The sequence below is a fragment of the Nocardia acididurans genome (assembly GCF_016741815.1).
In the GTDB taxonomy this organism is placed as follows: domain Bacteria; phylum Actinomycetota; class Actinomycetes; order Mycobacteriales; family Mycobacteriaceae; genus Nocardia; species Nocardia acididurans.
The window spans coordinates 1-14,056 of record NZ_JAERRJ010000013.1 but is presented as its reverse complement, the minus strand read 5'-3'; the positions used below and the strand labels follow the sequence as shown (position 1 = coordinate 14,056).

Sequence of the window (14,056 nt, the reverse complement as noted above, 5' to 3'; positions counted from 1 at the left end):
TGCCCTCGATGAGAACAGGTTCTATCTTCTGCCGATGGACACCATCGCGATGGAGCAGATCCGCGCTCTCAAGCACCGCTATCTGCGCACCCTGGATCTGAAGCAGTGGACGGAATTCGCCGACACGCTGTGCCCGGATGTGCTCGGCTCGTACGGATCGCCCTCGGGCGGCCGCCCCCTCGAATTCACCTCACGCGAGGATCTCGTCGGGTACATGAGCACGGCGCTGGGCGGCAACATCATCACCGTGCACGTCGCCAACCACCCCGAGATCACGGTGGACGGCGACACCGCCACGGGCAGCTGGTGCCTGGAGGACACGGTGATCGTGCCCGACTACAACATCCTGATCCGCGGCGCGGCCTACTACAACGACACCTATCGCCGCGAGGACGGGGTGTGGCGGATCGCGAGCACCGGCTACGACCGCATCTTCGAGGCCAAGATGTCCACCGACGCGCTGCCGGGCTTCGCGATCACCGCCAATCGCTGGGCGGAAGCGCCCGCGCCGCACGGCAACTGAGTTCCAGCCCGGCCGATCGCGACCAGGTCGCTCCCGCAGCCGCCGCATCCGACGGCTGCGGGAACTCGCCGGTTGGTCTTCAGCCCAGAGTGATGGCGTCCAGCCGGGTGCGCAGGAAGTCCGCCGAGACAACGGGTTCCAGGCCCGCGATCCGGCCGATCGGCGGCGGCAAGGGGGTGACGCGGGCATCGTGGTCGAGTTCGTAGAAGTAGATGAGCGAGACCAGATCCTCGTCGGGGGCCGATTCCTGAGGCGGCAGCACGCGGTGGCGGCCGGCGGGCCAGCGCTGCCCGCTCCAATGGGCCAGCAGGTCACCGATGTTCACGGTGAGCGCGCGCGGATCGTAGGGCGCGTCGGCCCAGCCGTCCGCCTCCGTGAACACCTGGAGTCCGCCCGCGCCGGGTTCCCGGTCCAGCACGGTGACGGTGCCGAAATCGGTGTGCGGCCCGATGCGGAACTGGCCGGGTTCGGGCGGGCCGACCGTGGTCAACGGCGGATACCAGTTGATGTTGCAGGTCCAGGTGGGCCGCGTGGTGAGACCCGCGAAAGGGTTGTGCGGCAACGCGAGTGCGGCCGCGAACAGGGCCAGCAGTTCATCGGACAGGACGCGCATGGCCGCGGTGTAGCCGGTGGACAGCTCTCGCAGTTCCACCACTTCGTCCGGCCAGACATTGTCGAGGAACCAGACGTCGTCGACGCGCCGGTTCCCCGTGCGCGTGTCGGCGCCGACGGCGAAGGTCTCCTTCAGATCGGGCGGGGTTTCGGTGCCCTCGGAATACCCGTTGGCCTCGAGCCCGGGACCGATCCACCCACGCCCGCCCACGCTGACCGCGTACCGCTGCTTCACCTGCTCGGGCAGTGCGAAGAACCGGCGGGCCGCGCCGCGCAACGCACCCGGAAGTCCTTCCGGCACACCGTGTCCGCGCACCAGCAGGAATCCGGCCCGCTGCATGCCAGCGTCGACTTCGCGCAGCACCTGCGCGGCGGCCGCACCGCCCGCGCGCCAGCGGTCGAGATCCACGGTGGCGATGGCGTTCATTCCACGACTCCTATGTCCTCGTTCCACAGGTCCGGCCGATCGGCGATGAACTTCGTCATCATCTCGATGCACTCCCGATCGTCCAGGACGGTGATCGAAACCCCTTGTGCCGCAAGCCATTCATGGCCGCCGGTGAAGGTGGTCGATTCCCCTACGATCACCGCCCCGATCCCGAACTGCCGCACCAGCCCGCTGCAGTACCAGCACGGCGAGAGCGTGGTGACCATGATGGTGTCGCGATAGTCGCGCCGCCGTCCGGCATTGCGGAAGGCGTCGGTTTCGGCGTGCACGCTCGGATCGTCGTTCTGGACGCGCCGATTGTGGCCGCGCCCGAGCAGCGTGCCGTGACTGTCGAACAACGCCGCCCCGATCGGGATGCCACCTTCGGCGAGCCCGAGTAGCGCCTCGTCATAAGCCGTGACCAGCATTTCCTGTGCATCGCTCATAGCGACCATGCTGCCACCTCGACACGGCCAACCCGATCACAGTCCGTATCGAGTCGGCGCGCACGGGTCCGCGAACGAGGACGCCGTGACCAACTGGCAGATGCCGCCGGTCAGCATGTAGAAGGGCGCGACCCCCAGCAGCACGATGACGCCGAGGACATCGCCGCGCTGGGCGAGGGCGACCGCGGACTGTGCCGCCGAGGAGCCGTAGTCGACTGCGGCGGAACCGGTTCCGCTGTCGGCCACGGCCGCTGTTCCGGGGTCCGCCACCGGTGCGGCGTGGGCCGCCGGGGTGGCGGCGGTCCCGACGAGTGCCGCGGCCGTGACAGCGGCCGCGAGAAGTCCGATCGAATTGCGCATGATACTTCCTTTGCCGACGCATAGGATGCGCACGGATTGTGTTCGGGGACAACAGGTTCAGTCGCTCAGCGGGCGGGCTGGCTCATATCGCGGTTCATGGTCGGGATCTCGATGCTGATCGGCATGCGCAGTTCGGACAGGTAGATCAGCGCTGCCTTGCGCAGGAATTCGTCGAGCAGCCAGTACGGGTCGCCTATCGGCGGGACGGCGGCGAGCAGGCCCTCACGCACGGCGATGAACGGCCCCCAGCTGAAGCGCAGCAGCGGATCCCAGACCGGTTCCCGCGGGATGGCCAGTCCGTCGGCGAGGGCGTCGCCGAGCAGGAAGCGGGTGAACGCGCCGAGCACCGGTTTGCTGAGGATGGCGAAGTCGATGTTCGCGCCCAGCCCCAGCAGCCGGTCGGCGAGTTTGGTGCCCTCCGGGGTGGCGGCGATGATCGGATCGAGCACTTGCGCCGCTTGGGAATTGGCCTCCGGCCACGAGTTGGGGATGTACTCGTCGCGGACGCCGAGCAGATGCGCGGCCACCTGCCAGGAGTGCAGGAAGCCCTGCCGTTCCGGTTCCGGGATCGGCACATTCCAGGCGGTGAGGTGCTTCATGACCGTGGTGGGCAGGCTGTGCCAGGTGACCATGATGTCGTTCTGGCTGATCGGCACGGCTTCCTCGGCGGAGTTCACCCAGTGCGGGGACTGCGGCAGCAGGTGCCGCACCGCGGCGTGCACGAGCCTGGTCTTGACGCAGGTGACGATCATTTCGCCGTCGGGGGCATAGGCATTCGCGTTGCCGATGTCATAGCCGAGCTTGGCGGTCTTGGAGATGCGGTCCTTGAGGTCCTGTCCGCCCTTGGAGTAGTAGACCGCGCGGGCCTCCTTCGGGATGACGGTGCTCATCATGCCGCTGGCGAAGCCGTACAGCACGCCGAGATACAGGCCGCGCTTCTTGTTGAACCCGATGGCCTGGTCAAGCTCGGCCGGGTCGATCCACTGCGGCAGCCGGCGCGCGTACTCCATGAAATACCGGAGATCCGAGGGCAATTCGGCGGGGAGCGCCTGACCGTTGCTGGTCCAGGTGCGCAGCGCCGCGTTGACCCGCGGGACGTCGCCCCGGTCGATCAGGGCGGCCACCAGTTCGTCGGCTTCGGGGTCCCACACCGTCAGCGGGTCCGCTCCGGCGCCGTATCCGGCGACCGAGCCCTCCGGCGACCAACTCCACGGTTCCGCCCGCGCGGGTGACGTGATCGCCAAAGCACCCATCGCACCCAGGATTCCGCCGGCTTTCATGGCGCGACGTCTGCTGATTCCGTCCATGACGCACTCCTCATCGAGCATGTGACCAGAATGCGCAGTAACTTAACACGCTGTTTCGACCCGTGTTCGACTTTCCACCAACGTTTTCAGACCTCGATACGCCACAAAGATCCGCCGGTGATCATCGGAATTTCCCATAACTTATTCAGCCAACACACAGCATCACCCGCACCCGCCGCGAGCCCTCGGCGGGATGTGCCGGTAGCCCATGGACGCCGCCCGAACCCCGGCCTGCATGATGGGCGCATGCTCCCCACCGACGACCTGACCCAGGCGGACAGTCGCCCCGCGGTGATCGACACCCCCCTGGGCGCGGTCAGGTTCGCCGTCTCGCTCGGATCGGATCCCCTGCCCGCCGAACCGGACCGCCTGTGGCACTTGCCGAATGGGACGCACCTGCACCGGTGGCAGCAGCCCACCGCCACCGTCGACCTGCTGATCGGCAGCATCGACATCCAGCCCTGGGACGGCGGCGCACCCGTCCCCGTCTGGGCGGGCATCTGGCAAATCCAGGGCACGATCCCCGCCCTCGCCATCTCGGCCGAACTCACCGACCTCCCCGCGGACGCGGCCGCCGGCCCCGACAACGCCGAATGCCTCGCCGCCGTCAGCATCGAGAATCAGCACTTCATGGTCTCCATCGGCGGCCCCGACTCCGAACTACTCGCCCTGCAGGCCGCCGACGGTCGCCTCATGCCCACCAGCTGGGCCCACCAGATCCCGCCCATCCCAACGGATTCCACCGAATACGGCGTCCGCTACGCCGACCCCGCCCGCATCACCTGGCACCTGCCCGCCCTCACCGCACCCGAGGTGGCCCGGCTCTGCATCGCCACCGCCTGGTGCCCCCGCGACGACGACCGGCCCGCCGCCTGGTTCGCCGTGGACATCCCCTTGGACACGGCCTACCACCACCTCGTCACCAAACCGGCCTGATCGCGCTCAGGCCGTCGTCGTCAGACGGGTGATCTCGGCGGCGACAGCGGCGGAGTCGGGCGCGACCGTGGTGTGCGCGATGGCGGCGAGGCTGGGGTGGTTGCCGACCCGGATCGCATGGCGGGCGTTGCTCAGCAGGTCGATGTCGTTGATGTCGTTGCCGAAGGCGATGTAGTCGTGGTGGCCGATGGCCGACAGCGCCTCCCACTTGGTGGTGAGCGCGGGAGCCAGATCGATGACGTTGTGGTCCAGGTGGTGATAGGGCGACAGGCCCAGGGCGCGTAGGTCTTCGGCCAGGGCGTGCATGTCGGTGGCGGTGAGAATGAGGAACTTGATCAGCTGAGAGTGCGTGTGCAGGGCCACGTTCCGGGCCAGCTTGCCCTGATCCAGGAGGTTCCGGATCGGATGGTCGGGGGCTCCGGTGTAGGTGTAGTCCCAGGGCCCGTCGGCGATATAGGTGGCCTCGTAGCGGGTGATGAGGGCCAGCAGGGTGGGAACCAGGGCGGGGGCGAAGGCGGCGCGGGCCCGGACCTCACCGGCGATGGACACGAAGGTGCCGTTGCCGCCGATGAGGGTCGCGGAGTCGAACGCGCCCGCCAGCACGGGCAGGATGTCGCGGATGGGGCGCGCGGAGGCGAAGACCATGTGGAAGCCGGACTCCGCGCCGGACTCGATCGCCGACACGATGCGGGGGTCGATGGTGCGGCCGTCGAAGCAGAGCGTGCCGTCGATATCGAAAACCATTGTGCGAGCATCGAGTGTAGCCATCACAGAATGCTACTGGGTATGCCAGCGCAGACCGGCCGGAGTCACGTCGAGGGGGCGCGGGCCGGACAGCACCGCCTCGATGATGCGGTCGGCCGGGCCGGGCACGAAACGCACTGCGCCGCCCGGGAGATCGAGCACGGCATCGTGGACGGGCAGGCCGATCACCGCGGCCAGCCAGGCGGCGGAACGGGCCGGATCAGGGGTTTCGATGACGATCTCCGTCATGGTGAAGTCGCCGGAAGGGAAAGCGCCGGCGGGGATCTGGGCGAGGAAGACCTCGCGCGGCGGGTCGTAGGTGATGAAGAACGGGGCCCAGGACGGCGCGTCCAGGAGGAAGACCTCGCGGAAACCGATACTCCCGCCGGTGGATTCGCGAGGGATGACGGTGTCGAGGATCTTGTGGCCCGCACGGAGCAACCGGGCGGCCGTCTCCCCCACGTCGGTCACGTTGACGGCGAAGGTCATCGCGCCGCCGCCGGCTCGGGACGCGACGGCGGCGGCAGGTTCCAGCGCGGTCCATGCCTGCGCGAACATGTGTGCACGGAACCGCTCCTCGTCTGTGACCGTGAGGATTTCGACGTAGCGCTCGTCCATGCGCCAGCCGCCGTGCTGGAATCCGGTGTCCGGCGGGTTGGCGTGCGCGGGCATGCCGGCGGCGGTGTAGGCGGCCACGGCGGCGTCCACGTCGGGCACCCAGTGCAGCAGGTGGTCGAAGGCGGGTTGTTCGGTTTGCAGTGAATTCGTCATGGTGGCGGGGTCCTTTCGGGTTGATCACGACAAGCCACAACACATGCGTAGGTGAATATATCTGAATGATTACATCGTTTGAGAACTACGGCGGGGCCGAAAATGGCTGGACCACACCCCCGGATGTTCGGATGATCGTCCGGGTGACTATGAACACCCAGGAACGTCTCAGGCTGGTCGGCCGCGAGGAGTCCGCGGCCGAAACGGCCGGGACGCTCTCGTGGGTAATGAATCTCGACGATTCCGACTCCCCGCGCGACATCATCGACGCGCTCGGACTCGCGCCGTATGTCAATGGCGAACAGCCGCACGCCGTGTCCAAGCAGCTCGAGCATGTGAAGCCGGACGCTCCCCTGTGCCCGGAGTCGGCCCGCGTGCTGCGCACCAGCGACGACAACGGCACCCGCTCGAAGCTGGCCGTCGGCGACGGCTGGACGCTGCGAATCGTGCGGCGCGACAACGGAAGTGCTGTCATCGAGGTGTGCGCCGTCAGCGAGGAGCTGGCGCGCGAGGTGATCGAGCAGTGCACGCTGGACGCCACCGCGGAGCCGGAGCCCGACGCGAGCACGGTGTCGATGGGCTTCTGGCACAACGGATCCCACGGCCCGCAGCGCCGCGAGCGCGGCATCACGACCGACACCTGGGAGCAGATCGACGGCAACTACGCCACCGATGTGGGCGCGGCCATGCGGCGGCTGATGACCATGCGCCCCGAGGAGGTGAGCGGCCGCCTGCTGCTGCTGCACGGCCCGCCGGGCACCGGCAAGACCTCCGCGCTCCGGGCCCTGGCCCGCGAGTGGGCCGACTGGTGCCAGGTCGACTGCGTCCTCGACCCCGAGGTGCTGTTCTCGTCCCCCGGCTATCTCATGGAGGTGGCCATCGGCGTGGACACCTACGACGAGAGCAAGCGCAAGTGGCGGCTGCTGGTCCTGGAGGACTGCGACGAGCTGATCCGCGGATCGGCGAAAGAGTCCACCGGCCAGGGTCTTTCCCGCCTGCTGAACCTCACCGACGGCATGCTGGGCCAGGGCCGCGACGTCCTGGTCGCCATCACGACCAACGAGGATCTGTCCCGCCTGCACCCCGCGGTGGTGCGCCCCGGCCGCTGCCTGGCGCAGCTCGAGGTGGGCCGGCTGTCACAGGCGGAGGCCACCGCCTGGCTGGCCCGGGAACTCGGCGACCGCCCGCGTCCGGCGGTGGGCCCGGACGGCCTGACCCTCGCCGAACTCATCGAGGCCCGCGAGGATCGCTCCCGCATCCAGGCCACCCCGGCCCCGGCCACCGGCGATGCGGGCTATCTGTAACCGGCACAACCGATCTCAGGCGACCAGCCGATGCGGGGCGAAGGAATCCCGCACGAGGTCGATGAGCCCGTCCACTGCGGCGAGTGAGGAGTACTCGTCGCGGTGGACGAGCCCGGGATACTGATCGGAGCGTGCGACGAACGCGGCATCGGTCTCGGACCAGTGCACGTGGACTGCGGACAGGCGAACCTCGCGCTCGAAGTCGTCCATCGGTTACTCCTCCTCGGCCACATTGACTACTACGAAGTGTAATAGGCCAAATCGGCCGTGGCTGTATGACTTTCGTCAATACGCGGCGTCACACACAGATCGCCCCACCGACCCGGTTCGATCGGGTCGAGCCCGGCGTCTCAGCCGATCGGCAGCGCGGCGAAGAGGGGGTCGTACACCCAGCGCAGCATGCGTTCGGCGTCGTCGACGGCGACCGCGCCACTACCCGGCGAGCTGTGCAGCACGACGCCGATCATCGGTATTCCGGCCCGGACCGTCTCGAACAGCAGGCACGATCCGGCGGCATCGGTCCAGCCGGTCTTGATGCCGACGGCGCCCGGATAGCGGTGCAGCAGCTGGTTCGTGGTGTGCCAATGGTGTTCGCGATGGCCGGGCCCGGCGGCCAGGTGGAAATCGCGCGCTCCGGCGATCTCGCGGAAGGCCGGCAGCATCATGGCGCGCAGCCCCAGGCTCACCAGATCCGCCGGAGTGGAGTAGGTGGAGTAGTCGGTGGGCACCGGCAGACCGCTGGGATCGGTGAATTGCGTTCCGCCCATACCGATATGGCTTGCGGTGTCGTTCATCCGGGCGATGAAGCCCTCCTGGCCGGGTCCGAAGGATTCGGCCAGGGTGTAGGCGGCATCGCACCCCGACGGCAGCATCAACGCGTAGAGCAACGCCCGCGCGGTCAACACCTCGCCGGCGGCCAGCCCCGCCGTGCTGCCGTCGTGTCGCACGCAGTAGCCGATCGCCTCCGACGGCACGGTGACCGCCCGCTCGAGGTCACCCGAACTCACGACGACCAGCGCGGTCATCACCTTCGCGATACTGGCGATGGGAACCGGCGTGCTCGCCTCCCGCGACCACAGCAGCGTCCCGGTGACCCCGTCGGCCAGCGCGGCCCCCGGCGCCCGCACCCCCTGCGGTTCCGAACCCACCCACGGCACCATCGGCAGCGGGGCGCTCACGGCAGGAGCGGCCACTCCCCCCTGACCAACCGCCACCACCACGCCCGCGACAACCACCTGCAGCACCCGCGCCATTGTCCGCACAGCGCCACATTCTGCCCCCGGCCTCGCCGGACACCGCCGCGACACGTCCGCCGATTCGCCACGAAATCGGCGGCGCCACCGACGGCTCCCGCTCAGCGGCGGCTGAACCTCCGGCAACGCAACCCGGCACCGTCCCCCTCTCGCGATGGCCAGCTATCGCCAGACCTCCGTGCCGGGTAACCGGAGCGGACTTCAGGATTCGCCCGCCGCCGCCAGGTCGCGGATGAGCAGGGCGGTGTGCAGCGAGGTGCGGGTCTCGCCGTCGTCCAGGTCGACATCGAGGATGCGTTCGATACGGGAGAGCCGGTCGTAGAGGGTGGGCCGGGAAATATTGAGCCGCTTGGCCAATTCGGTCTTGTTGCCCGCCAGATCCAGGAATTCGCGCAGGGTCCGGGTCAGGTCGGCGGTCTGGCGGATGTCGTGGCGGAGCAGTGCGCTGAGTTCGGTTTCGGCGAAGCGCTGGACACCGGGCTCATCGCGAATGAGGGAGAGCAGGCCGCGCAGGCGGACGTCGCCGCTGCGATAGAACGGGCGCGGGCGTGAAGTCGACAGGGACAGCGCTACTTCGGCGATGTGCGCGGCCTGCGCGAGCTCACGGGCGGTGTCGAGCAGAGAATCCGATTCCGCGCCGACGCCGATGACGGCGCGGTCCACGCCCGAGACGCGGCGAACCTCGGCCAGGATCGCGGTGCACAGGACGGTGAGGGTGTCGTCGAGGTCGGTGCTGCGGGCCACCGCGAGGATCAGGACCACCCGGTTGCCGTGCTCGGGGGCGGCCAGGGCGGTGGCGCGGCCGAGGGCGACGCCGTGCATGGCCGCGTCGACGATGGCCGCGGTGCGCCGCTGCAGCGCCACCGGGTCGGATTCCGTTGCGGCGGTGACATCTATCGCCAGCGGAATGTAGCGGGAGCGGCGCGCCAGGCCCAGCGTCGCCGCCAGCGCCAGGGCATCGCGCTCGTCGGTGAGCCGGCCGTTGATCATGTCGTCGATGAGCCCGGTCTGCGCCTGCCGGTGCAGGCCGAAGCGGTCGCGTTCGATCATGCGGTGCAGGGTCAGGGTCTGCGCCGCGCGCTCGAGCACCATGCGCGCCCGTGCGCTCGGCACGCGGCTCGACCGCAGGATGAGGCGACCCCAGCGCTGCGTATGCGGGCCCACCGGAACCACATTCGCGTCGGCGTCGGGCAGCAGCCGCGAGGTGGTCTCCCAGTGCTCCAGCAGCGTCGAGGTGGCGGTGTGCCGGGCGGTCAACGCCAGCACCCGATGCGTCAGATCCTCCAGCACCACCGAGGCGTCCAGCATCCCCGCCGCGGTCTTCACGATCTCCGCCAGCGATGCCCGCCGCACGCTCAGCGCCGTGAAGGTCTCGTGCACCGTGCGCGCGAATTCCAGCTCCGCGTACTGGTCGGCCACGATCACCCGGTGCACCGCCTCGGTGACCTCCACGAACCGCACCACCCGGTGCAGCACCGCGACGGGCAGCCCGAGCCGGTCGGCGGTCTCCCCCACGACCTCCGGCAACTCCTTCACATAGGTGCCCAATTCCACGACCAGCCCCGAAACCCCCGCCGCCGCGAGCGATTCCAGATACGCGACGGTCGCGTCGTCGTGCTGCGACAGCGCCTGCCCGGTGGTGAGAATCAGTTCCCGGCCCACCAGCAGCTTCGCCACATCCGGGAGTTCGCTGACGTGCACCCAGCGCACCGGCCGATCCAGCGATCCGCCGCCGACGACCTCCGGCTGCCCGGCGCGCACCACCGGCATGTCCAGCACATCGGCAACGGAGAGGAGCACCGACGAATCGTAATACGAAGCCGCGAATCCCGTACGAAATGTAGGACGCTCGACCCGGGGCCCTGCGGCAGAGTGAGACGCGGGCCACCGCAGTCCCCCTCCCACGGCCCGTTCGAGCCCGTCCCCCGTCGTGCCGGCGACCGGGGGCGGGCCGCTCGCCGTACGGCCACAACTCCATCCATCGAAACGAGGAGATATGCAGACCATCGCACACTGGCTCGACGGCAAGTCCTTCGCCGGAACCAGCGCGGCCACCGCGCCGGTGACGAATCCCGCGACCGGTGTGGTCACCGGGGAGGTGGCGCTGGCGAACGTCGCCGACGTACGCGCGGTCGTGGACGCCGCCGCCGCGGCGTTCCCGGCCTGGCGCGATGCCTCACTGGCCAAGCGCACCCAGGTGCTGTTCCGCTTCCGGGAGCTGCTCAACGAGCGCAAGGAGGAACTGGCCGCGATCATCACCGCCGAACACGGCAAGGTGCTCGCCGACGCCCTGGGCGAGGTGACCCGCGGCCTGGAGGTGGTCGAATTCGCCTGCGGCATACCGCATCTGCTCAAGGGCGGCTACACCGAGAACGCCTCCACCAAGGTCGACATCTTCTCCATCCGGCAGCCACTCGGCCCGGTGGCGATCATCTCGCCGTTCAACTTCCCGGCCATGGTGCCCATGTGGTTCTTCCCCATCGCCATCGCCGCGGGCAACACCGTCGTGGTGAAGCCGAGCGAGAAGGATCCCTCGGCCTCGCTGTGGACAGCGGAACTCTGGCAGGAGGCCGGGCTGCCCGACGGCGTCTTCAATGTGGTGCAGGGCGACAAGGTCGCGGTGGACGAACTGCTGGAGAACCCCGCGATCAAGGCGGTGTCCTTCGTCGGCTCCACGCCGATCGCCCGGTACGTCTACGAGAACGGCACCGCGCACGGCAAGCGGGTGCAGGCGCTGGGCGGGGCCAAGAACCACATGGTGGTACTGCCCGACGCCGACCTGGATCTGGCGGCCGACGCGGCGGTGAACGCGGGCTTCGGCTCGGCGGGCGAACGGTGCATGGCCATCAGCGCGCTGGTCGCGGTCGGCGAGGTCGCCGATGATCTGGTGGCGCGGATCACCCAGCGCGCCGAGACAATTCGCACCGGCGACGGCACCCGCGGCACCGATATGGGTCCGCTGGTCACCAAGTCGCATCGCGACAAGGTCGCCTCCTACATCGACGCGGGCGAAAACGCCGGGGCCACCGTGGTTCTCGACGGCCGCCGGGTGCGCGCCGACGGCGAGGCCGACGGATTCTGGCTCGGCCCCACCGTTCTCGACCACGTCACCCCGGAGATGAGCGTCTACACCGACGAGATCTTCGGCCCGGTGCTCTCGGTGGTGCGCGTCGAAACCTATGACGAGGCACTGGCTCTCATCAACGCCAACCCGTACGGCAACGGCACCGCCATCTTCACCAATGACGGCGGCGCGGCCCGGCGCTTCCACAACGAGGTCGAGGTGGGCATGGTCGGCATCAACGTCCCGATCCCGGTGCCCATGGCCTACTACAGTTTCGGCGGCTGGAAGAACTCGCTGTTCGGCGATTCGCACGCACACGGCATCGACGGCGTGCACTTCTTCACCCGCACCAAGGCGGTCACCACCCGCTGGCTCGACCCCAGCCACGGCGGCCTGAATCTCGGCTTCCCGCAGAACCACTGAGCCGCCCACCGACCCGAACGGAGTTCTCGCCATGACACTGCCGAATGGACTCACACCCGAGGCGGCCCGCGAACAGGCCGCCCGCGCCTACGAATTGGATCGCAAGCACGTCTTCCACTCCTGGTCGGCGCAGGCGCAGCTCACACCCATGGTCGTCACCGCCACACAGGGCTCGTACGTGTGGGACGGCGACGGCAACCGGCTGCTGGACTTCTCGTCCCAGTTGGTGAACACCAATATCGGACACCAGCATCCGAAGGTGGTGGCCGCCATCCAGCAGCAGGCGGCGACCCTGTGCACGGTCGCGCCGCAGCATGCCAACGCGGCGCGCTCGGAGGCCGCGCGGCTCATCGCCGAACGCACGCCCGGCGAGCTGAACCGGATCTTCTTCACCAATGCCGGCGCGGACGCCGTCGAGCACGCGGTGCGCATGGCCCGCCTGCACACCGGCAAGTACAAGGTGCTCGCGCGCTACCGCTCGTATCACGGCGGCACCGAGACGGCGATCAACCTCACCGGCGATCCCCGGCGCTGGCCCAACGATCACGGCAATGCCGGGATCGTGCACTTCTTCGGACCGTTCCTGTACCGCACGCAATTCCATTCGACCACCGAGGCCGAGGAAACCCAGCGGGCACTGCAGCATCTGGAGCAGACCATCGTCTTCGAGGGCGCGAGCACCATCGCCGCCATCATTCTCGAACCCGTGCCCGGCACCGCCGGAATCATGGTCCCGCCACCGGGATACCTGGCGGGCGTGCGTGAACTGTGCGACCGGTACGGCATCGTCTTCATCGCCGACGAGGTGATGGCCGGATTCGGGCGCACCGGAAAATGGTTCTCCATCCAGAATTTCGACGTGGTCCCGGATCTCCTCACCTTCGCCAAGGGCGTGAACTCCGGCTATGTGCCCCTGGGCGGCGTCGCCATCGCCCCGCACATCGCGGCCACCTTCGACGACCGCGCCTACCCGGGCGGGCTCACCTACTCCGGGCACCCGCTCGCCACGGCCGCCGCAGTCGCGACGATCAATGCCATGCAGGAGGAGGGCATCGTCGAGAACGCCGCCGAGATCGGCGAACGCGTCCTCGGACCCGGTCTGCGCGAACTGGCACAACGGCACCCGAGCATCGGCGACGTGCGCGGCCTCGGCGTCTTCTGGGCGCTCGAACTCGTCAGCGACCGCGGCACGCGGGAACCGTTGGCCCCCTACGGCGGAACCAGCCCGGCCATGGTGGAGACCGTCGCGGCGGCCAAAGCGGCGGGCCTGCTGCTGTTCGTGAACTTCAACCGGATTCACGTGGTGCCGCCCTGCACGATCTCCGAGGCGGAGGCCAAGGAGGGCCTGGCGATTCTCGACCAGGCCCTGACGGTGGCCGACGCACACCTCTGACGCCCGAGCCACCGGCGACTATTTGAACCGGCCGGACTGCGGGACGCGCCGGCCCGCTACCGGTTCACCGGACACTGCTCATCGGTTTCGGTATCCCCTTGGGATTCTGGGCTATTCTCATCGCACACATCACGTTCTGTTCGCCGTTCGTGGTGGTGACCGTCAAGGCCCGGCTCTCCGGGCTGGACCCGAGGCTGCAGGAGGCGGCCATGGACCTGTATGCGACGCCCTTCCAGGCGTTCCGGTCCGTTGTGCTGCCGCTGGTGTGGCCCGGCATTCTCGCCGGCGCACCGCAGGTGAAGGCCGTCGCGAGTGCGACATTCCTGATTTCGCTGGTCTTCGTCATCGCCGGGCAGCTGCGCATGCGCCGCCGCTCCGACGATCGCGCCGCCACCAGCTGATTTTTCGCGAGCCGCCGGTTTCGTCATCGAATGATGGCGTCCGGCGGCTTTCGCGCACCCATCCCTCGGCGGCCGGACCGCTGAGCAAGAGA

At 68.7% G+C, this 14,056-nt stretch carries 15 protein-coding genes; 6 read left to right on the top strand and 9 right to left on the bottom strand.

The genetic code is table 11. The features are described 5' to 3' along the window. Positions 1-34 precede the first annotated feature (34 nt). Positions 35-523, top strand: coding sequence for a nuclear transport factor 2 family protein (locus JK358_RS30375; RefSeq protein ID WP_201954486.1), 489 nt, complete (start codon positions 35-37; stop codon positions 521-523). A 79-nt stretch (positions 524-602) separates the two neighbouring features. Here JK358_RS30375 and JK358_RS30370 read toward each other — a convergent pair whose 3' ends face one another. The 4 genes from JK358_RS30370 to JK358_RS30355 form a co-directional block, all read right to left on the bottom strand. Continuing rightward, the gene (locus JK358_RS30370) at positions 603-1,562 is read right to left on the bottom strand and encodes an isopenicillin N synthase family dioxygenase (RefSeq protein ID WP_201954484.1); all 960 of its coding nucleotides are present in this window, start codon (positions 1,560-1,562) and stop codon (positions 603-605) included. Continuing rightward, positions 1,559-2,008 carry a nucleoside deaminase gene (locus JK358_RS30365; RefSeq protein ID WP_201954482.1) on the bottom strand — a complete coding sequence of 150 codons (450 nt, stop codon included), beginning with the start codon at positions 2,006-2,008 and terminating at the stop codon, positions 1,559-1,561. The genes JK358_RS30370 and JK358_RS30365 overlap by 4 nt, the downstream gene beginning before the upstream one ends. Positions 2,009-2,044: 36 nt before the next feature. Further along, positions 2,045-2,368 (bottom strand): hypothetical protein, encoded by a 324-nt coding sequence (locus tag JK358_RS30360; protein WP_201954481.1) that lies wholly within the window; start codon positions 2,366-2,368, stop codon positions 2,045-2,047. 65 nt (positions 2,369-2,433) lie between these two features. Beyond that, complete coding sequence (locus tag JK358_RS30355; protein WP_201954844.1) at positions 2,434-3,675, bottom strand: oxygenase MpaB family protein; 1,242 nt, start codon at positions 3,673-3,675, stop codon at positions 2,434-2,436. Between the two features lie 246 nt (positions 3,676-3,921). Between JK358_RS30355 and JK358_RS30350 the strand changes: the two genes are divergently transcribed. Beyond that, positions 3,922-4,611: a hypothetical protein gene (locus JK358_RS30350; protein WP_201954479.1), complete on the top strand. Its 690-nt coding sequence runs from the start codon at positions 3,922-3,924 to the stop codon at positions 4,609-4,611. 6 nt (positions 4,612-4,617) lie between these two features. On the opposite strand, the gene JK358_RS30345 is transcribed toward JK358_RS30350, so the two are convergent. Together JK358_RS30345 and JK358_RS30340 are read right to left on the bottom strand one after the other, a co-directional pair. Further along, positions 4,618-5,379, bottom strand: coding sequence for an HAD hydrolase family protein (locus JK358_RS30345; RefSeq protein ID WP_201954477.1), 762 nt, complete (start codon positions 5,377-5,379; stop codon positions 4,618-4,620). A gap of 9 nt (positions 5,380-5,388) precedes the next feature. Next, positions 5,389-6,126 (bottom strand): VOC family protein, encoded by a 738-nt coding sequence (locus JK358_RS30340; RefSeq protein ID WP_201954475.1) that lies wholly within the window; start codon positions 6,124-6,126, stop codon positions 5,389-5,391. 149 nt (positions 6,127-6,275) lie between these two features. On the opposite strand from JK358_RS30340, the gene JK358_RS30335 reads away from it, so the two are divergent. Then, positions 6,276-7,430 carry a DUF5925 domain-containing protein gene (locus JK358_RS30335; protein WP_232852186.1) on the top strand — a complete coding sequence of 385 codons (1,155 nt, stop codon included), beginning with the start codon at positions 6,276-6,278 and terminating at the stop codon, positions 7,428-7,430. Positions 7,431-7,445: 15 nt separating this feature from the next. On the opposite strand, the gene JK358_RS30330 is transcribed toward JK358_RS30335, so the two are convergent. The 3 genes from JK358_RS30330 to JK358_RS30320 all read right to left on the bottom strand — a co-directional run bounded on the left by JK358_RS30330 (position 7,446) and on the right by JK358_RS30320 (position 10,483). Beyond that, positions 7,446-7,640, bottom strand: coding sequence for a hypothetical protein (locus JK358_RS30330; protein ID WP_201954473.1), 195 nt, complete (start codon positions 7,638-7,640; stop codon positions 7,446-7,448). 140 nt (positions 7,641-7,780) lie between these two features. After that, positions 7,781-8,683, bottom strand: coding sequence for a D-alanyl-D-alanine carboxypeptidase family protein (locus JK358_RS30325; protein ID WP_269811947.1), 903 nt, complete (start codon positions 8,681-8,683; stop codon positions 7,781-7,783). 201 nt (positions 8,684-8,884) lie between these two features. Then, entirely contained in the window at positions 8,885-10,483 is a 1,599-nt protein-coding gene (locus JK358_RS30320) for a PucR family transcriptional regulator (protein WP_201954469.1), read from the bottom strand. A 196-nt stretch (positions 10,484-10,679) separates the two neighbouring features. Here JK358_RS30320 and JK358_RS30315 point away from each other — a divergent pair, with 196 nt between their 5' ends. The 3 genes from JK358_RS30315 (at position 10,680) to JK358_RS30305 (ending at position 13,964) form a co-directional block, all read left to right on the top strand. Next, positions 10,680-12,170, top strand: a complete 1,491-nt coding sequence (locus JK358_RS30315) for a CoA-acylating methylmalonate-semialdehyde dehydrogenase (protein WP_201954467.1) — start codon at positions 10,680-10,682, stop codon at positions 12,168-12,170. A gap of 31 nt (positions 12,171-12,201) precedes the next feature. Then, positions 12,202-13,563 carry an aspartate aminotransferase family protein gene (locus JK358_RS30310; protein ID WP_201954465.1) on the top strand — a complete coding sequence of 454 codons (1,362 nt, stop codon included), beginning with the start codon at positions 12,202-12,204 and terminating at the stop codon, positions 13,561-13,563. Positions 13,564-13,661: 98 nt separating this feature from the next. Next, a complete protein-coding gene (locus JK358_RS30305; RefSeq protein ID WP_201954463.1) occupies positions 13,662-13,964 on the top strand; it encodes an ABC transporter permease subunit in 303 nt (100 codons plus the stop codon). Positions 13,965-14,056: the final 92 nt, after the last annotated feature.